16 protein-coding genes are annotated in these 19495 nt (G+C 72.0%); 13 read left to right on the top strand and 3 right to left on the bottom strand.

Annotation, left to right across the window (positions count from 1 at the left end; all coding sequences use genetic code 11):
- Positions 1–40 precede the first annotated feature (40 nt).
- On the bottom strand, positions 41–1498 hold the full coding sequence (locus ACZ6Y1_RS10970) for a cytosine permease (protein WP_469625961.1): 1458 nt from the start codon (positions 1496–1498) through the stop codon (positions 41–43).
- A 165-nt stretch (positions 1499–1663) separates the two neighbouring features.
- Here ACZ6Y1_RS10970 and ftsY point away from each other — a divergent pair, with 165 nt between their 5' ends.
- Positions 1664–2887 carry a signal recognition particle-docking protein FtsY gene (gene ftsY / locus ACZ6Y1_RS10965; protein ID WP_469625959.1) on the top strand — a complete coding sequence of 408 codons (1224 nt, stop codon included), beginning with the start codon at positions 1664–1666 and terminating at the stop codon, positions 2885–2887.
- A gap of 73 nt (positions 2888–2960) precedes the next feature.
- Here the strand turns inward: ftsY and ACZ6Y1_RS10960 are convergent, their stop codons facing one another.
- Positions 2961–3629, bottom strand: coding sequence for a bifunctional DNA primase/polymerase (locus tag ACZ6Y1_RS10960; protein ID WP_469625958.1), 669 nt, complete (start codon positions 3627–3629; stop codon positions 2961–2963).
- Between the two features lie 396 nt (positions 3630–4025).
- On the opposite strand from ACZ6Y1_RS10960, the gene nsdA reads away from it, so the two are divergent.
- The 6 genes from nsdA (at position 4026) to ftsH (ending at position 13861) form a co-directional block, all read left to right on the top strand.
- The gene (gene nsdA / locus ACZ6Y1_RS10955) at positions 4026–5519 is read left to right on the top strand and encodes a transcriptional repressor NsdA (RefSeq protein ID WP_469625956.1); all 1494 of its coding nucleotides are present in this window, start codon (positions 4026–4028) and stop codon (positions 5517–5519) included.
- A gap of 354 nt (positions 5520–5873) precedes the next feature.
- On the top strand, positions 5874–7217 hold the full coding sequence (locus tag ACZ6Y1_RS10950; protein WP_469625954.1) for an ammonium transporter: 1344 nt from the start codon (positions 5874–5876) through the stop codon (positions 7215–7217).
- Positions 7214–7552, top strand: coding sequence for a P-II family nitrogen regulator (locus ACZ6Y1_RS10945; RefSeq protein WP_030708521.1), 339 nt, complete (start codon positions 7214–7216; stop codon positions 7550–7552). The genes ACZ6Y1_RS10950 and ACZ6Y1_RS10945 overlap by 4 nt, the downstream gene beginning before the upstream one ends.
- 17 nt (positions 7553–7569) lie before the next feature.
- Positions 7570–9996 (top strand): [protein-PII] uridylyltransferase, encoded by a 2427-nt coding sequence (locus ACZ6Y1_RS10940; protein ID WP_469625952.1) that lies wholly within the window; start codon positions 7570–7572, stop codon positions 9994–9996.
- A 214-nt stretch (positions 9997–10210) separates the two neighbouring features.
- The gene (gene ffh / locus ACZ6Y1_RS10935; protein WP_469625950.1) at positions 10211–11782 is read left to right on the top strand and encodes a signal recognition particle protein; all 1572 of its coding nucleotides are present in this window, start codon (positions 10211–10213) and stop codon (positions 11780–11782) included.
- Positions 11783–11923: 141 nt separating this feature from the next.
- Positions 11924–13861, top strand: coding sequence for an ATP-dependent zinc metalloprotease FtsH (gene ftsH / locus ACZ6Y1_RS10930; protein WP_469625948.1), 1938 nt, complete (start codon positions 11924–11926; stop codon positions 13859–13861).
- Positions 13862–13871: 10 nt separating this feature from the next.
- On the opposite strand, the gene ACZ6Y1_RS10925 is transcribed toward ftsH, so the two are convergent.
- Positions 13872–14558 (bottom strand): methyltransferase type 11, encoded by a 687-nt coding sequence (locus tag ACZ6Y1_RS10925; protein ID WP_469625944.1) that lies wholly within the window; start codon positions 14556–14558, stop codon positions 13872–13874.
- A 131-nt stretch (positions 14559–14689) separates the two neighbouring features.
- On the opposite strand from ACZ6Y1_RS10925, the gene proS reads away from it, so the two are divergent.
- From proS to trmD, 6 genes are all read left to right on the top strand, one after another.
- Complete coding sequence (gene proS / locus ACZ6Y1_RS10920) at positions 14690–16102, top strand: proline--tRNA ligase (RefSeq protein ID WP_469625942.1); 1413 nt, start codon at positions 14690–14692, stop codon at positions 16100–16102.
- A gap of 198 nt (positions 16103–16300) precedes the next feature.
- On the top strand, positions 16301–16897 hold the full coding sequence (locus ACZ6Y1_RS10915; protein WP_469625941.1) for a hypothetical protein: 597 nt from the start codon (positions 16301–16303) through the stop codon (positions 16895–16897).
- A 454-nt stretch (positions 16898–17351) separates the two neighbouring features.
- Entirely contained in the window at positions 17352–17789 is a 438-nt protein-coding gene (gene rpsP, locus ACZ6Y1_RS10910; protein WP_403881606.1) for a 30S ribosomal protein S16, read from the top strand.
- Between the two features lie 2 nt (positions 17790–17791).
- Positions 17792–18031, top strand: coding sequence for an RNA-binding protein (locus ACZ6Y1_RS10905; protein ID WP_030011889.1), 240 nt, complete (start codon positions 17792–17794; stop codon positions 18029–18031).
- An 82-nt stretch (positions 18032–18113) separates the two neighbouring features.
- A complete protein-coding gene (rimM, locus tag ACZ6Y1_RS10900; RefSeq protein ID WP_469625937.1) occupies positions 18114–18665 on the top strand; it encodes a ribosome maturation factor RimM in 552 nt (183 codons plus the stop codon).
- A complete protein-coding gene (trmD, locus tag ACZ6Y1_RS10895; RefSeq protein WP_469625936.1) occupies positions 18665–19486 on the top strand; it encodes a tRNA (guanosine(37)-N1)-methyltransferase TrmD in 822 nt (273 codons plus the stop codon). Before rimM ends, trmD begins: the two co-directional genes overlap by 1 nt.
- Positions 19487–19495 lie beyond the last annotated feature (9 nt).

Raw genomic sequence — 19495 nt, 5'->3', positions numbered from 1 at the left:
GTGGGTGGGCGGGCGAAGAGGGACGCTAGCTGACGTGGCGTCAGTTGGACAGGGATCCGACGGGCTCCCGCTCCCCGGCGGGACCGGGCACGGCCGGAGCGGGGGTGCGCGGCAGTACGGCGTACAGCAGCCCCGAAGTCAGGATCCCGACGGCCCAGCCGAGCCCGTTCCGCCCGATCCAGGTGCCCGCGAGGGGCCCGCCGAACCAGTCCACCTCGGTGAACAGCAGCCCCACGACCAGGGCCGCGGCCCACGCGGTCATCGCCTGCCAGGCGAAACCGCCCTTGTACCAGTAGGCGCTGCCCGGGGTGGTGTCCAGCAGTGCGGGGCCGTCGTACTCCTTGCGGCGCAGCATGTCGACGCCGAAGACGCCGATCCACGCGGAGAAGGCCACCGCCAGCAGCGTCAGGAAGGAGATGAAGGAGCCGAAGAAGCTGGTGGCGACCACCATCAGCAGGAAACCGAAGACCAGGCTGATGACGGCGTTGACGCTGACCGCCCAGGCGCGCGGCACCCTGATGCCCAGGGTCTGCGCGGTGAAGCCGGCCGAGTACATGGACATCGAGTTGATCAGCAGCATGCCGACGAGCGCGACGAGCAGGTACGGGACCGCGATCCAGGCCGGCAGCAGCGCGCCGATGAAGGACACCGGGTCCTGCGCGCGGGCCAGGTCCGGGGTGCCGACCGCCATCACCGCGCCCATGAGCACCATGGGGAGCACCACGACGCCGGCCCCGCCGATCGTCGCGCCCACCATGCCCCCGGAGGAGGCTGTACGGGGGAGGTAGCGGGTGAAGTCCGGGCCGGACGGGACCCAGCTGATGCCGCCCGCCGCGATGGTGCCGATGCCCGCGATCATCATCGCCGTGGAGCCCGCGGGCTTGCCGAAGACCGCCGTCCAGTCGGTGGTGGCGACCAGGTAGCCGAGCACGAGCACACTGAAGGCCCCGAAGAGGTACGTCGACCACTTCGAGCAGACGCGCAGCGCGTTGATGCCGAGGCCCGAGACCACGAAGGTGCAGCCCACGAAGAAGAGCAGGGTGGCGACGATGAGGGGGGTGCTGCTCTTCACGCCGAAGAGCAGGCCGAGCACCGTCAGGACGGCGTAGGCCCCGCTGACCGCGTTGATGGTCTCCCAGCCCCACCGGGCCACCCAGATCAGCGCGCCCGGGAAGAGGTTGCCGCGCTGCCCGAACACGGCCCGCGAAAGGGCCATGCCCGGGGCGCCGCCGCGCTTCCCGGCGATGGAGATCAGCCCGACGATCCCGTACGAGACCACCGGCGCGGCGAACGCGACGACGAGCACCTGCCAGATGTTCAGCCCGTTGAAGATCACCAGCCCGGCGCCCATGGTCAGCAGCAGCACGCTGATGTTGGCGGCGACCCAGGTCGGCACGAGCTCGCGGACCCTGCCGCCGCGCTCTCCGTCCGGTATGGGTTCCAGTCCGCGTGTCTCCATCACGCTGTCGGGTGCGCCGGTCGGGGCGTCGGCAGGCATGGGTGCTCCGTGAGAGGTGGGGGGATTTGCCCACCATCATACGTTTGCAGCAGAACGCGAGGTAAAGGGGCTTACGGTCCCTGTAGGGCTTCCGGAGGCCAGGCCCGCGAGCCCCACCTGCGCAAACCGGGTCCGGGCCGGGGTGTCACGCATACTGAACGCGTTATGGACATCCTCATCCTTGCTGTAGTCATCGCCCTGGTCGCGGTCGGCGCGATCAGCGGGCTCGTGGTCAGCAGCCGCAAGAAGAAGCAGCTGCCCCCGGCGCCGCCGAGCACGCCGACCATCACTGCCCCGCCCGCCGAACCGCAGGTGGGGGAGGACGCCGTAGAGACGGCGGAAGAACCCCGCCGCACCATCGAGGAGGTCGTCCTCCCGGAGGCGGAGGCTCCCGCGGAGGCGCCGGTCGCGGAAGCCCCCGTCGCGGAGCCCGAGGCTCCGGCCGCGCCCGCGATCGAGGTGCCCGAGCCCACCGCCGGCCGCCTCGTCCGGCTGCGCGCCCGGCTCGCCCGGTCGCAGAACTCCCTCGGGAAGGGCCTGCTCACGCTGCTCTCCCGGGAGCACCTCGACGAGGACACCTGGGAGGAGATCGAGGAGACCCTGCTCGTCGCCGACGTCGGCGTCGTCCCGACCCAGGAGCTCGTCGACCGGCTCCGCGAGCGGGTCAAGGTGCTCGGCACCCGGACCCCGGCGGACCTGCGCGCCCTGCTGAAGGAGGAGCTGCTGACCCTGGTCGGCACCGACTTCGACCGCACGGTGAAGACGGAGAGTGGCGAGGACACCCCCGGCGTGATCATGGTCGTCGGCGTCAACGGCACCGGCAAGACCACCACCACCGGCAAGCTCGCGCGCGTGCTCGTCGCCGACGGCCGCAGTGTGGTGCTCGGCGCGGCCGACACCTTCCGCGCGGCCGCCGCCGACCAGCTCCAGACCTGGGGCGACCGCGTCGGCGCCCGCACCGTACGCGGCCCCGAGGGCGGCGACCCGGCCTCGATCGCCTACGACGCGGTCAAGGAGGGCATCGCCGAGGGCGCCGACGTGGTGCTCATCGACACGGCCGGCCGGCTGCACACCAAGACCGGCCTCATGGACGAGCTCGGCAAGGTCAAGCGCGTCGTGGAGAAGCACGGCCCGCTGGACGAGATCCTGCTGGTCCTGGACGCCACCACCGGCCAGAACGGCCTGACCCAGGCCCGGGTCTTCGCCGAGGTCGTGGACATCACCGGCATCGTGCTGACCAAGCTCGACGGCACCGCCAAGGGCGGCATCGTCGTCGCCGTTCAGCGGGAGCTGGGCGTCCCGGTCAAGCTCGTCGGCCTCGGCGAGGGCGCGGACGACCTGGCCCCCTTCGAGCCGGAGGCGTTCGTGGACGCCCTGATCGGCGACTGAGCACGACCCGTACGCACAACGGTGCCCCCGCGTCCCACCGGAACGCGGGGGCACCGCCGTGAGCGGGTCCGGGCTAGCCGCGGAAGCGGTGGCAGATGTACGCCAGGGTGCCCAGGAGGAGGCGGGCCTGGGGCGGGCCGCCGGCGTTGTCCAGGGCCGGCGGCCGCAGCCAGTGGACCTGGCCGAGTCCGGCCCGGTCCGAGGGCGGGACCGTCACGAAGGTCCCCTCGCCCAGGGCTCTCAGGTCCAGGTCCGCGTCGTCCCAGCCCATCCGGTACAGCAGCTGCGGCAGCTCGGCCGCCGCGCCCGGCGCCACGAAGAACTGGGCCCTGCCGTCCGGGGTCGAGACCACCGGGCCGAGCGGCAGGCCCATCCGCTCCAGCCGCACCAGCGCGCGCCGCCCCGCCTCCCCGGAGACCTCGATCACGTCGAAGGAGCGGCCCACCGGGAGCAGTACCGCCGCGCCCGGGTACTCGCTCCAGGCCTCGGTGACCTCGTCCAGGGTGGCCCCGGCCTTGACCGTGGGGGCGAAGGGCAGGGGGTGCGCGCCGGGCGCCGCGCACCGCGCGTCCCCGCAGGAGCAGTCGCGGGCGGGTGCCGCGGCCCGCGCGCCGGGAACCACGTCCCAGCCCCACAGTCCGGTGTACTCCGCCACCGCCGTGCACTCCGAGGTCCGGCCGCGGCGCCGGGCGCCCGAACGGAATTCCTTGGTGCCGCGGCTGCCGCCGATCGTGAAGCCCATGCCCATGCCCCCTCCAACGGGTCGGACGCGCTGGTGGTTACGAGGCCGGTGGGACCTGCTGCCGCGGGGTGCGGCCGCCGTCGCCCGGCGCACTCCTCGCCGCGCGCGCCCCGAGCGCACTCCAGTCCAACCGGACCGTTCTCACCTCGGTGTCAAGTGAATCGTGCCTGGCCGGTGGCGAGTTCATTCGAAGGGGTGGCGAATGGTGGCGTTTCTGGAATCGCCCTCGCCGGAGGGGTGATCGTAGGATTACTTTCAGTGCACGAACCCCGAAAGCATGCTCATCCGTGGGTATGCCGGAGGCAATGTGTGGAGGACCTGTGAAGGTCCATGGTGACGCCCGGCGTCACGGCCAGGGTTTCGTGTGGAAGATGCGACGCGGATGGGGGCGTTCCAGTGAGCGGCAACAGCGCAAGCGGAACGACGGACGACGCTGCTGCGCGCAACGAACAGCTGACGTCGTGGTTCGTCCGCAGCGGTTGGTCCAAGGGCGAGCTCGCCCGCCAGGTGAACCGCCGGGCCCGCCAGATGGGCGCCCACCACATCAGCACCGACACCTCCCGGGTGCGCCGCTGGCTCGACGGCGAGCAGCCCCGCGAGCCCGTCCCGCGGATCCTCTCCGAGCTGTTCTCCGAGCGCTTCGGCTCCGTCGTCGCCATCGAGCAGCTCGGCCTGCGCACCGCCCACCAGACCCCCTCCGTCTCCGGGGTCGACCTGCCCTGGGCCGGCCCGCAGACCGTCGAACTGCTCGGCGAGTTCTCCCGCAGCGACCTGATGCTGGCCCGCCGCGGCTTCCTCGGGACCTCGCTCGCCCTCTCCGCCGGGCCCGCCCTGATCGAGCCCATGCAGCGCTGGCTCGTACCGGTCCCGGCCGCCGACCCGGGATCGCGGGACACGGGGCCGGCGCACGCACCGGGCGGCCACCGGCTGCCCCGCCTCTCCGGACCGGAGCTCGACCTGCTCGACGCGACCACCGTCATGTTCCGCCAGTGGGACGCCCAGTGCGGGGGCGGACTGCGCCGCAAGGCCGTCGTCGGCCAGCTCCACGAGGTCACCGACCTGCTCCAGGAGAACCACCCGGCGCCCGTCATGAAGCGGCTCTTCAAGGTCGCCGCGGAACTGGCCGAACTGGCCGGCTGGATGAGCTACGACATCGGCCTGCACCCGACCGCCCAGAAGTACTTCGTCCTCGCGCTGCACGCCGCCAAGGAGGCCGGGGACAAGCCGCTGGGCTCGTACATCCTCTCCAACATGAGCCGTCAGATGATCCACCTGGGCCGCCCCGAGGACGCCCTGGAACTCATCCACCTCGCGCAGTACGGCAGCCGCGACTGCGCCGGCCCGCGCACCCAGGCCATGCTGTATGCGATGGAGGCCCGCGCCTACGCGAACATGGGCCAGCCCAGCCGCTGCAAGCGGGCGGTGCGGATGGCCGAGGACACCTTCGGCGACGTCGGCTTCGCGGGCGGCGAGCCGGAACCCGACTGGATCCGCTTCTTCTCCGAGGCCGAGCTCAACGGCGAGAACTCCCACTCGTACCGGGACCTGGCCTACGTCGCAGGGCGCAGCCCCATGTACGCCTCCCTCGCCGAGCCCGTCATGGAACGGGCCGTCGAACTCTTCGAGAAGGACCAGGAGCACCAGCGCTCCTACGCCCTCAACCTCATCGGCATGGCCACCGTCCACCTGCTCCAGCGCGAGCCCGAGCAGGCCGCGCTCCTCGTGGACCGGGCCCTGGACGTGGCCGGAAAGGTGCGGTCCGAACGGGTGAACACCCGGCTGCGCAAGACCGTCGACACCGCAGCCCGTGAGTACGGGGACGTCGCCGAGATCGTCCGGCTCACCGACCACCTCGCCTCGCGCCTCCCCGAAGCCGCGGAGGCCGTCTGACGGCCCGAGCGGCCGCCCCCAGGCCCCGGCCGCGGCAGTCACCCCGTGAAGCCCGATCAGGCTCCCCCAGCCAGGACGTCCGGGTACTGCCGCGGCCGGCTGTTCTTGGCGGCTGAACCGCCGCCGCTCTGGCGGAGGTGGTTGCCCGCCGTCGTGGTGGCTCGATCGACGGTCGCGGTGTTCATCGCCGCGTAACAGCACGGACGTCTTCGTCACGGGCGCGAAACATCGGGCGGCGCCGCCGGAAACCGGCCTGCGCGAATCTCATGGCCAATAACCGGCCAGTTCCCAACGCCGCCGCTCAGGTTTTCACGATCGCCCGCACGCGAACGTACCGACGACGAGGAGACGCCGATGGCATCAGCCATCACGACCCTCGCGGCAGACGCCCCGACGCTGTCTGCCGCGAACACCGGGTTCATGCTCATCTGCTCCGCCCTGGTCATGCTGATGACCCCGGGACTCGCCTTCTTCTACGGAGGCATGGTCCGCGTCAAGAGCAGCCTCAACATGCTGATGATGAGCTTCATCAGCCTCGGGATCGTCACGATCCTCTGGGTGCTCTACGGCTTCAGCCTCGCCTTCGGCACCGACTCCGGCTCCCTCATCGGCTGGAACTCCGACTACGTGGGCCTCAGCGGCATCGGGATCACCGAGCTGTGGGACGGCTACACCATCCCGGTGTACGTCTTCGCCGTCTTCCAGCTGATGTTCGCCGTGATCACCCCCGCCCTGATCAGCGGCGCCCTCGCCGATCGGGTGAAGTTCAGCGCCTGGGTCCTGTTCAGCGCCCTGTGGGTCACCGTCGTGTACTTCCCCGTCGCCCACTGGGTGTGGGGCGCCGGCGGCTGGCTCTTCGAGCTCGGTGTCATCGACTTCGCGGGCGGCACCGCCGTCCACATCAACGCGGGTGCCGCCGCCCTCGGCGTGATCCTCGTCATCGGCAAGCGCGTCGGCTTCAAGAAGGACCCGATGCGCCCCCACAGCCTCCCGCTCGTGATGCTCGGAGCCGGTCTCCTGTGGTTCGGCTGGTTCGGCTTCAACGCCGGATCCTGGCTCGGCAACGACGACGGCGTGGGCGCGGTCATGTTCGTCAACACCCAGGTCGCCACCGCCGCCGCCATGCTCGCCTGGCTCGGTTACGAGAAGCTGCGCCACGGCTCCTTCACCACCCTCGGCGCCGCCTCCGGCGCGGTCGCCGGCCTCGTCGCCATCACCCCCTCCGGCGGCTCCTGCTCCCCGCTCGGCGCGATCGCCATCGGCGCCATCGCCGGTCTGCTCTGCGCCATGGCCGTCGGCCTCAAGTACAAGTTCGGCTACGACGACTCCCTCGACGTGGTCGGCGTCCACCTCGTCGGCGGTGTCGTCGGCTCGCTCCTCGTGGGCTTCTTCGCCACCGGCGGGGTCCAGTCCGACGCGGCCGGCCTCTTCTACGGCGGCGGCCTCGAACAGCTCGGCAAGCAGGCCATCGGAGTCTTCTCCGTCCTCGCCTACTCTCTGGTGGCGTCCGCGCTGCTCGCCTTCCTCCTCGACAAGACCATCGGAATGCGGGTCACCGAGGACGACGAGGTCACCGGCATCGACCAGATCGAACACGCCGAGACCGCCTACGACTTCAGCGGAGCCGGCGGCGGCGCGGCCTCGCGCAACACCGCCGCCCCGAGCCACTCCGCCGCGAGCAAGAAGGTTGACGCATGAAGCTGATCACCGCGATCGTCAAGCCGCACAAGCTGGACGAGATCAAGGAAGCCCTCCAGACCTTCGGAGTCCAGGGCCTGACCGTCACCGAGGCCAGCGGCTACGGCCGCCAGCGCGGTCACACCGAGGTCTACCGCGGTGCCGAGTACCAGGTCGACCTCGTCCCCAAGATCCGCATCGAGGTGCTGGTCGACGACTCCGACGCCGAGGAACTGATCCGCGTCATCGTGAGCGCGGCCGCCACCGGCAAGATCGGCGACGGCAAGGTGTGGAGCGTCCCCGTGGACTCGGTCGTACGGGTCCGCACCGGCGAGCGCGGCGCTGACGCGCTCTAGGCGACGGGAGCTCCCGGGTGACGAGTGTCGAAGAACCCACGGACCACACGGCCGACCCGGGAGCCGGCGGCTACGCCGCGGCCCGGCTGCGACTCCTCCAGGAGGAGTCGCGGTCCGGGCCCTCGCGGCGTTCCGCGCTGGCCGGGCTTACCGACGACTGGCTGACCACCCTGTTCACGACCGCCGCACGCGAGACGGGCGTCCGCGGCGCCGCCCTCGTGGCCGTCGGCGGCTACGGCAGGGCCGAACTCTCCCCCCGCAGCGACCTCGACCTGGTGCTGCTGCACGACGGCAAGGCCGAACCGCGGGCGCTGGGCGCGCTCGCCGACCGGCTCTGGTACCCCGTGTGGGACCTCGGCCTCGCCCTCGACCACTCCGTACGGACCCCCGCCGAGGCCCGCAGGACCGCCGCCGAGGACCTCAAGGTGCACCTCGGACTGCTCGACGCACGCTCCGTCGCGGGCGACGCCGGGCTCCTCGCCGGACTGCGCACCTCCGTCCTGGCCGACTGGCGCAACCAGGCCGCCAAGCGGCTCCCGCAGCTGCACGCCCTGTGCCGCGACCGCGCCGAACGCTCCGGCGAGCTGCGCTTCCTGCTCGAACCCGACCTCAAGGAAGCCCGCGGCGGCCTGCGCGACATCACCGCCCTCCGGGCGGTCGCCGCCTCCTGGCTGGCCGACGCCCCGCGCGAAGGCCTCGCCCAGGCCCGCCGCAGGCTCCTCGACGCCCGGGACGCCCTCCACCTCGTCACGGGCCGCGCCACCGACCGGCTCTCCCTCCAGGAGCAGGACCAGGTCGCGGCCCAGCTCGGGCTCCTCGACGCCGACGCGCTGCTCCGTGAGGTGTACGAGGCCGCGCGCGTGGTCTCGTACGCGGGCGACGTGACCTGGCGCGAGGTCGGCCGGGTGCTGCGGGCCCGCTCCGCCCGCCCCCGGCTGCGCGGGCTGCTCGGCACCCGGGGCACCCCGGCGGCCGCGCGGGCACCGCTGGCCGACGGGGTCGTGGAGTCCGACGGCGAGGCCGTACTGGCCCTCGCCGCGCGCCCCGACCGCGATCCGGTGCTGCCGCTCCGCTTCGCCGCGGCCGCCGCGCAGGCGGGCCTGCCCGTCTCGCCGCACGCCGTACGGAGGCTCGCCGCGCAGGCGAAACCGCTCCCCGTGCCGTGGCCGGCCGAGGCCCGCGAACAGCTGGTGACGCTGCTGGGCGCGGGGGAGCCGACCGTGGCCGTCTGGGAGGCCCTGGAAGCGGAGGGCCTGATCGGCCGGCTGCTGCCCGACTGGGAACGGGTGCGCTGCCGCCCGCAGCGCAACCCCGTGCACACCTGGACGGTCGACCGGCACCTCATCGAGACGGCGGTGCGCGCCTCGGCCCTCACCCGCCGGGTCGGCCGCCCCGACCTGCTCCTCATGGCCGCCCTCCTGCACGACATCGGCAAGGGCTGGCCCGGGGACCACTCGGTGGCCGGTGAGACCATCGCCCGCGACGTCGCCGCCCGGGTCGGCTTCGACGAACGGGACACCGCCGTCCTGGGCACGCTCGTACGCCACCACCTGCTGCTGATCGACACCGCGACCCGGCGGGACCTGGACGACCCCGCGACCGTCCGCGCGGTCGCCGAGGCCGTCGGGTCGGTGGGCACGCTGGAGATACTGCACGCCCTCACGGAGGCCGACGCCCTCGCCACCGGCCCGGCCGCGTGGAGCGCCTGGCGCGGCTCGCTGGTGGCCGACCTCGTCGCACGGGCCGCCGCCGTCCTGCGCGGCACCGCCCCGGCGGCGCGGGAGCCGGAGATCCCGACCGCGGAACAGGAACGCCTCGCGGTGGAGGCCCTGCGCACGGGGGAACCGGTACTGACGCTGCACGCCCGCCACGAGGAGGACGCGGTCGGAGTGGAGCTGGTCGTGGCCGTCCCCGACCAGTCGGGGGTCCTCCCGGCGGTGGCCGGGGTACTGGCCCTGCACCGGCTCACGGTGCGGGCGGCGGACCTGCGCTCCACGGAGCTCTCGGACGGGCTCGGCGAGGTCCTGGTGCTGCGGTGGCGGGTGGCGGCGGAGTACGGCGCGCTGCCGCAGGCGGCCCGGCTGCGGACCGACCTGGTCCGCGCGCTGGACGGCTCGCTGGACGTCCCGGCGAAGCTGGCCGACCGCGAGGCGGCGTACCCGCGGCGGCGCGGGGTGGTGCCGCCGCCGCCCCGGGTCACCGTCGTCGCGGACGTCTCCGCGCTGGCCACCGTCCTGGAGGTCCGCGCCCCGGACGCCGTCGGCCTGCTGCACCGCATCGGCCGGGCGCTGGAGTCCCGGGGGGTCCGGGTCCGCAGCGCGCACGTCTCGACGCTGGGCGCGAACGCGGTGGACACCCTGTACGTCACCACGTCCGAGGGCAAACCCCTGGATGCGGCGGACGCGACCGCACTGGCCGGGCTGGTGGAGTCGGCTCTGGCGTAGGGCGCGCGCCGTGCCCTCGAACGCCGGGCGGGCTGGTGAATCCAGCCCCTCCGGCGTTTGAGGGGCGGGGTGCGGGGCGGAGCCCCGGATTCCTGAGCCGCGCCGGTCCGGCCCCGGCGGAGCCCCGGTGCACACCGCCGGGGTCACCACGTCGCGCGGCCCGATACCCTGGGGGACAACCACACCGCCCCCGACCCGAGGAATCGCGACCACCGTGTTCGATACGCTCTCCGACCGCTTGGCGAATACCTTCAAGGGCCTGCGCGGCAAAGGCCGGCTGTCCGAGGCTGACATCGACTCCGCGGCCCGGGAAATCCGTATCGCCCTCCTCGAGGCCGACGTCGCCCTCCCGGTCGTCCGCTCCTTCATCGCGAACGTCAAGGAACGCGCCCGCGGCGAAGAGGTCAGCAAGGCGCTGAACCCCGGTCAGCAGGTCCTGAAGATCGTCAACGACGAGCTCGTCACGATCCTCGGCGGCGAGACCCGGCGGCTCCGCTTCGCCAAGACCGCGCCCACCGTGATCATGCTGGCCGGTCTCCAGGGTGCCGGTAAGACCACCCTCGCCGGAAAGCTCGGCCTCTGGCTGAAGGGGCAGGGCCACACCCCGCTCCTCGTCGCGTGCGACCTCCAGCGCCCCAACGCCGTCAACCAGCTGTCGGTCGTCGCAGACCGCGCCGGTGTGGCGTTCTACGGTCCCCAGCCCGGCAACGGCGTCGGCGACCCGGTCCAGGTGGCCAAGGACTCCGTCGAGTACGCGCGCACCAAGCAGTTCGACATCGTGATCGTCGACACCGCCGGCCGCCTCGGCATCGACCAGGAGCTGATGCAGCAGGCCGCGGACATCCGCGACGCCGTCAGCCCCGACGAGATCCTCTTCGTCGTCGACGCCATGATCGGTCAGGACGCGGTCAACACAGCCGAGGCCTTCCGCGACGGCGTCGGCTTCGACGGCGTGGTGCTCTCCAAGCTCGACGGCGACGCCCGCGGTGGTGCCGCGCTCTCCATCGCGCACGTCACCGGCAAGCAGATCATGTTCGCCTCGAACGGCGAGAAGCTCGACGACTTCGACGCCTTCCACCCGGACCGCATGGCGGGCCGGATCCTCGACATGGGTGACATGCTCACCCTCATCGAGCAGGCCGAGAAGACCTTCTCGCAGGCCGAGGCCGAGAAGATGGCGGCCAAGCTCGCCAAGGGCCCCAAGGAGTTCACGCTCGACGACTTCCTGGCCCAGATGGAGCAGGTCCGCAAGATGGGCTCCATCTCCAAGCTGCTCGGCATGCTGCCCGGCATGGGGCAGATCAAGGACCAGATCAACAACATCGACGAGCGCGACGTGGACCGCACCGCCGCGATCATCAAGTCGATGACCCCGGCCGAGCGCCAGGACCCGACGATCATCAACGGCTCGCGCCGCGCCCGTATCGCCAAGGGCTCCGGCACCGAGGTCAGCGCCGTCAAGTCGCTGGTCGAGCGGTTCTTCGACGCCCGCAAGATGATGTCCCGCATGGCCCAGGGCGGCGGCATCCCGGGCATGCCCGGCATCCCGGGGATGGGCGGCGGCCCCGGCCGGCAGAAGAAGCAGGCCAAGCAGGCCAAGGGCAAGCGCAAGAGCGGCAACCCGATGAAGCGCCGGGAGGAGGAGGCCGCCGCGGCGGCCCGCCGCGAGCAGGGCGCGCAGGCCATCGAGCCCGCGGCCGGGTCCAGCCCGTTCGGCCTTCCCGCCGGCGGCCAGGGCGGTCAGGACTTCGACCTCCCGGACGAGTTCAAGAAGTTCATGAAGTAGTACCGCGCGAGCAGCTCTCACGTACGTCGTGAGGTGGGCCCCGGCCGTGTGCGCACGGCCGGGGCCCCGTGCGTTCCTGCCGGGGCGACGGTCCGGTTTATCCCTTATCGTCGGCCGGGGGGACGGCAGAAGGAGGGTCCCGTGCCCAGCCCATCCCCCGTACCGCCCCGAGACCGGGCCGATACGCCCTGGCGCTCGGAGGGCGCACCGCCCACGCCTCCCCCCAAGAAGAAGCTTCCGGGCGGCTGGCGCGGCCTCATCCTCGTCGCCCTGATCGTGTACCTGATCGCCAACCTGGTGCTGTCCTTCTTCAACGAGGGCGACGAGCCGACCATCTCGTACACCGAGTTCAGCAAGCAGGTCGCGAGCGGCAACGTCTCGAAGATCTACTCCAAGGGCGACGCCATCCAGGGCCAGCTGAAGGCCGAGCAGCCCCTGCCCGACGGCGACAAGGGCGATTACACCAAGTTCGTCACCCAGCGCCCGGCCTTCGCCGACGACGACCTGTGGGCGAACCTCACCAAGCAGAACGTCAACGTGACGGCCCGCCCGGTCGTCGAACAGCGCAGCTTCCTCGTCAACCTGCTGCTCTCCCTCGCCCCGATGCTGCTGCTGGTCCTCCTGTGGGTGTTCGTCGCCCGGCGCATGGGCGCCGGGATGGGCGGCGTGGGCGGACTGGGCCGCAAGGCCCCGCCCAAGCCGGTGGAACTGCAGGAGGGCGCCCCGCGCACCACCTTCGAGGACGTGGCCGGAATCGACGAGGTCCAGGGAGAGCTGCACGACGTCGTCGACTTCCTCAAGCACCCGCAGGCCTACCGCAGCATGGGCGCCCGGATGCCCGGCGGCGTCCTGCTGGCGGGTCCGCCCGGTACGGGCAAGACCCTGCTCGCCCGGGCGGTCGCGGGCGAGGCCGGGGTGCCGTTCTTCTCCGCCTCCGCCTCCGAGTTCATCGAGATGATCGTCGGCGTCGGCGCCTCCCGGGTGCGGGAACTGTTCACCGAGGCGCGCAAGGTGGCCCCCGCGATCATCTTCATCGACGAGATCGACACCATCGGGCGGGTCCGCGGCGGGGGAGCGGGCCTGGGCGGCCACGACGAACGCGAGCAGACCCTGAACCAGATCCTCACCGAGATGGACGGCTTCTCGGGCTCCGAGGGCGTCGTCGTGCTCGCCGCCACCAACCGCGCGGACGTCCTGGACCCGGCGCTGACCCGCCCCGGCCGCTTCGACCGCACCGTGGTCGTCTCCCCGCCGGACCGGGCCGGCCGCGAGGCCATCCTGCGCATCCACACCCGCGACATCCCGCTCGCCGACGGGGTCGACCTGGCCCAGGTCGCCACCACCACCCCCGGAATGACCGGCGCGGAGCTGGCCAACCTGGCCAACGAGGCCGCGCTGCTCGCCGTCAAACGCCAGCAGCGGCAGGTCACGCAGTCCGACCTGTCCGACGCCCTGGAGAAGGTCCAGCTGGGCGCCGAGCGGCCGCTGGTCATGCCGGAGGAGGAGCGCCGCCGGACGGCGTACCACGAGAGCGGACACGCCCTCCTCGGGATGCTCCAGCCGGGCGCCGACCCCGTCCGCAAGATCACCATCGTCCCCCGCGGCAGGGCGCTCGGCGTCACCCTCTCGGTCCCCGACGCCGACCGGTACGCGTACACGGAGGAGTACCTGCGCGGCCGCATCATCGGGGCGCTGGGCGGCATGGCCGCAGAGCACACCGTCTACGACGTCATCACCACGGGCGCGGAGAACGACCTGGAGCAGGTCACCAACATCGTGCGCGGCATGGTCGGCCGCTGGGGCATGAGCGAGCGCATCGGCCGGCTCACCGCGATCCCCTCCGACGGGCAGAGCCCGTACGGCCTGACCGCGGCCCCCGCCACCCTCGACGCCGTGGACCAGGAGATGCGCCGGATCGTCGACGAGTGCTACGTGGAGGCCTGCCGCCTGCTGCGCGAGCACCGCCCGAAGCTCGACGCGCTCGCGGCGGCCCTCCTGGCCAACGAGACCCTGGACGAGCCGGCCGCCTACGCCGCCGCGGGCATCCCGCGGCTGACGAAGGCGCACCCCACCGACTGACGTACGGCCGTTACGCCACCCGGGCGATCACGTACCGGAAGATGTTCGGCAGCCACACGGCGCCGTCGGGCCGCTCGAACGGGTGAAGCGCCTCGGCCAGCTCCTTCTCCGCCAGCGCCGGATCCGCGGCCGCGTCGTAGAGCCCCGTCGACACCAGCCCCCGCACCGCGCTGTCCACGTCGGCGTACCCGAACGGGCAGAACACCCGCCCCGAGCCGTCCGGCCGCAGCCCGGCGCCCTCCACCAGCGCGTCCAGGTCCCGCGGCACCGGCCCGCGGCCGAGGACCGAGGGCACCGTGCACCGCTCCGCGGGCCCCCAGCCGACCAGCACCACGGCCCCGCCGCGCCGGACCAGGGGCAGCGCCGAGGCCAGCGCCGCCCGGGTGGGCGAGAAGGCCAGCAGGGCGTCGTAGGGACGGTCCGCCGCGGGCTGCGACGGCGGGGCCGCCAGCACCTCCAGCAGCCGCTCATGGGCCAGCGCCCGCCGCGCCGGATCCGCCTCCACGCCCGTGGCCGAGGCACCCCGCCCGGCCGCCAGCAGCAGAGGCAGACCGGCTCCGCAGCCGAGGTCCAGCAGCCGGTCGCCCGGCCCGACCTCCAGCCGGTCGTAGACCGCTTCGTACAGCGGTACCAGCATCCGTTCCTGGATCTCCGCCCAGTCCCGGGCGACGAGCGTCGCCGTCGGCGTCGGTGTCATCGAAAGAGCGCTCCTGATTCCGTCTCGCCCCCTTGCCCCCGTTGCCAGAGAACTCCCCATTCGCCCGCGCGTCCAGAGGAGCGGGTCACCCGATTCACGCATCGAGCACGAGGCGCCGTACCATTCGCGCCATGGCAAAGGCACCCGTTCTCACCCCGCAGGCGGAGGATTTCCCCCGCTGGTACCAGGATCTGATCAACAAGGCCGAGCTGGCCGACAACGGCCCGGTGCGCGGCACGATGGTCATCCGACCGTACGGCTACGGGCTGTGGGAGCGGATGCAGCAGGAGATGGACGCGCGCATCAAGGAAGCGGGCGCCCAGAACGCCTACTTCCCGCTGTTCATCCCGCAGTCGTACCTGACGAAGGAAGCCGAGCACGTCGAGGGCTTCGCCCCCGAGCTGGCCGTCGTCACGCACGGCGGCGGCAAGGAGCTGGAAGAGCCGGTCGTCGTCCGGCCCACCTCCGAGACGATCATCAACGACTACTTCTCCAAGTGGGTCCAGAGCTACCGCGACCTGCCCCTGCTGATCAACCAGTGGGCCAACGTGGTCCGCTGGGAGATGCGCCCGCGCGTGTTCCTCCGTACGAGCGAGTTCCTCTGGCAGGAGGGCCACACCGCCCACGCCACCTACGAGGACGCCCGCGACTACGCCGCCCGGATCCACACGGACGTGTACGGCGACTTCATGAAGAACGTCCTCGGCATCGACGTGGTCCTCGGCCGCAAGACCGCCAAGGAGCGCTTCGCCGGCGCCATCAACACCCTCACCCTCGAGGGCATGATGGGCGACGGCAAGGCCCTGCAGATGGGCACGAGCCACGAGCTCGGCACCAACTTCGCCAAGGCCTTCAACACGCAGTACCTGTCGAAGGAGGGCCAGCAGGAGCTGGTCTGGCAGACCTCGTGGGGCGTCTCGACCCGCATGGTCGGCGGCCTGATCATGTCCCACGGCGACGACAACGGCCTGCGCGTCCCGCCGCGCCTGGCCCACGTCCAGGTCGTCGTCATGGCGATCAAGGGCGACGAGGCCGTGGCGAAGGTCCGCGAGCTGGGCGCCCAGCTCAAGGCCGCCGGTCTGCGCGTGCACGTCGACGACCGCGTCGACACCCCGTTCGGCCGCCGCGCCGTCGACTGGGAGCTCAAGGGCGTACCGGTCCGCATCGAGATCGGCCCGCGCGACCTGGAGAACGGCACCGCGATGCTGGCCCGCCGCATCCCGGGCGGCAAGGAGCCGGTGCAGATCACCGAGCTGCTGGACCTGCTGCCCAAGGTGCTGGACGAGGACCAGGCGCAGCTGCTGCGCGAGTCCCGCGAGCGCCGCGAGTCCCGTACGTCCGACGTCGCGACCATCGACGAGGCCGCCGAGGCCGCCATCGCGGGCGGCTGGGCGCGCATCCCGTGGGCCGACCTCGGTCCGGAGGGCGAGGCGAAGCTGGCCGAGCAGGCCGTCTCCGTGCGCTGCCTGATCGCCGAGGACGGGTCGGTGCCGCAGGCCGACGACGCCCCCGGTACCCTCGCGATCGTCGCGCGCTCGTACTGACGGCTCCTCAGCCCCGGCGCGCGGCCAGTGCCGCACGCCGGGGCTGATGTCTGCTGGTCGACGTTACGTACCGACTCCTCCTGACATCGGCGCACCCGTCCTCGTCAGGACGCATGAGGCAGAACTGACTGGTACGTGCAAAAAATTTGGAATGGCCCGGAATCGGAACACCTGGGCCCCTCGGCTCGTTGTCACGACGTGAGCACGACACCACCTGTTCTCGCCGCAGAGCTGGCGCAGGCGTGGGCCGACATTCAGCGGTACCACCCCGAGCTGCCTGACCTTGCCGCGCCCGAGTCCCTGATCGGAGAGTCGTCGTCCGCCTGTGGCGCCGAGCTCTCCTTCGAGCGACTGCTGCACGAGGCAGTCCACGGCATCGCTGCCGCCCGCGGGGTCCGTGACACCTCCCGCGCCGGCCGCTACCACAACCGCAGATTCCTGGCGATCGCCGAGGAGATGGGGCTGGACCACTCCGACGAGCCGCATGCGAGCAGCGGCTTCTCGCTGGTCACGCTCAACCCGGAGGCGAAGAAGCGCTACCGCCCGACGATGGAGCGGCTGCAGCGCGCCCTCAAGGCGCACACGGCCGCCACCGCGGCCGACACGAAGCGCAGCTTCCGCGGACCGGCGGCCCGCCACGGCTCCTCCGGTGGCGGCGTCCGGGTCAAGGCGGTCTGCGACTGCGGGCGCAACGTCCGCGTGGTCCCCTCGGTGCTGGCGCAGGCCCCGATCGTGTGCGGGGGATGTATGAAGCCCTTCCGCATCCCCGAGGTGGCCCTCTCGGCCGCCTCCTGACGCCCCGCGGCCGGCACACGGACGGGCAAGCCGCACCACCGGTTTCGTCCGCGCCTGCACCACGGCCCGCGACCCGGCGCGGCGTCCTGCCACCTCGCACGGCGGGGGGCGGCCGCGCCCCACGACGGCCCGCGGCCCCAGCGCGGCGGGCTGCTCCCTCGTTCGAAGGGGGTCGCGGCGCACGACGGGTCGCTGAGGTGCCCCCGGACGGGGGCCGGACGGGCCCGCGGCAGGCCGTCCCCGCGCGGGGGCGGGGGCGGGCCGGCCCCGGGAGGTGGATCTCCCCTCACTGCCGAGCGCGCCGCAGGCGTATGGCACAATGGCTAGCTGTACTCGACAGTCGCACAGGACCCCTCTCTCCTCCGGCTGACGCGTCCATCGGGCACCCGAGTACCGCAACCCCACGTGGCATCTCATGTGCCCAACCACGTCAAGTTCAGGAGACACCACTCCAGTGGCAGTCAAGATCAAGCTCAAGCGCCTCGGCAAGATTCGCCAGCCGCACTACCGCATCGTCGTCGCGGACGCCCGTACCCGTCGGGACGGTCGCGCGATCGAAGAGATCGGTATCTACCAGCCGACCTACAACCCGTCGCGCATCGAGGTCAACGCCGAGCGTGCGCAGTACTGGCTCTCGGTCGGTGCCCAGCCCACCGAGGCTGTGCTCGCCATCCTGAAGCTGACCGGTGACTGGCAGGCCCACAAGGGCCTCCCCGCCCCCGCGCCGCTGCTCCAGCCGGCGACGAAGGAAGACAAGCGTCGTTCCTTCGACGAGTTCGCCAAGGCCCTCGAGGGTGGCGACGCCAAGGGCGAGGCCATCACCCAGAAGGCCAAGAAGGCCGACAAGAAGGCGGACGAGGCTGAGGCCGCCGCCGAGTCGACCGAGGCCTGATCATGCTCGAGGAGGCTCTTGAGCACCTCGTTAAGGGCATTGTGGACAACCCCGATGAAGTGCAGGTCGCCTCGCGCAACCTGCGCCGCGGGCAGGTGCTCGAGGTCCGGGTCCACCCCGACGACCTCGGGAAGGTGATCGGCCGCAACGGCCGCACCGCACGTGCGCTGCGTACCGTCGTGGGCGCCATCGGCGGCCGGGGGATCCGCGTCGACCTCGTCGACGTGGACCAGGTCCGCTGAGCAGTTGAATCACCGGCACGGGCCGGGGAGGGCATACGTGTCCGCCCCGGCCCGTTGTCGTCCGAACAGGAGAGTTTCTCAGGTGGAGCTGGTAGTCGCGCGGGTCGGCCGCGCCCACGGGATCAAGGGTGAGGTCACCGTAGAGGTGCGGACGGACGAGCCGGAGCTGCGGCTCTCGCCCGGCGCCGTGCTCCGGACCGAACCGGCGTCGGCGGGCCCGCTGACCATCGAGACGGGCCGGGTCCACAGCGGCCGGCTCCTGCTCCGCTTCGCGGGCGTCAAGGACCGCACCGCCGCCGAGGCGCTGCGCAACACCCTGCTGATCGCGGACGTCGACCCGGCCGAACTCCCCGAGGAGGAGGACGAGTACTACGACCACCAGCTCATGGACCTGGACGTCGTACTCGAGGACGGCACCGAGATCGGCCGGATCACCGAGATCTCCCACCTGCCGTCGCAGGACCTCTTCATCGTCGAGCGCCCCGACGGCACCGAGGTGATGATCCCCTTCGTCGAGGAGATCGTCGCCGAGATCGACCTGGAGGAGCAGCGCTGCGTGATCACCCCGCCGCCCGGGCTGATCGACGACCGCGCCGAGATCGCCTCCGCCCGTGACGCCGAGGGCGACGCCTGATGCGTCTCGACGTCGTCACGATCTTCCCCGAGTACCTGGAACCGCTGAACGTCTCCCTCGTCGGCAAGGCGCGGGCCCGCGGCCAGCTCGACGTACACGTCCACGACCTGCGGGACTGGACGTACGACCGGCACAACACGGTCGACGACACCCCCTACGGCGGCGGTCCCGGCATGGTCATGAAGACCGAGCCGTGGGGCGCGGCCCTGGACGAGGCGCTCGCCGACGGCTACGAGGCGGGCGCCCACGGGCCCGTCATGGTCGTCCCCACGCCGAGCGGCCGGCCCTTCACGCAGGAACTCGCCGTCGAGCTCTCCGAGCGGCCCTGGCTGATCTTCACACCGGCCCGCTACGAGGGCATCGACCGCCGGGTCATGGACGAGTACGCCACGCGCGTGCCGGTGTACGAGGTCTCCATCGGGGACTACGTCCTGGCGGGCGGGGAGGCCGCGGTGCTGGTCATCACCGAGGCGGTGGCCCGGCTGCTGCCCGGCGTGCTCGGCAACGCCGAATCGCACCGGGACGACTCCTTCGCCCCGGGGGAGATGGCGAACCTGCTGGAGGGGCCCGTCTACACCAAGCCGCCGGTGTGGCGCGGACGCGACATCCCCGAGGTGCTGCTCAGCGGCCACCACGGGAAGATCGCCCGCTGGCGCCGGGACGAGGCGTTCCGCCGGACGGCGGCCCACCGCCCCGACCTGATCGAGCGCTGCGAGGCTTCCGCCTTCGACAAGAAGGACCGGGAGATCCTGTCCATCCTGGGCTGGCAGCCCTCCCCCGACGGCCGATTTTGGCGCAGGCCGCAGGCCGTGGAAGAATAAGCGGCTGCT

The sequence above is a fragment of the Streptomyces sp. NPDC053432 genome (assembly GCF_055585365.1).
This window is presented reverse-complemented; position numbering and strand designations above follow the sequence as displayed.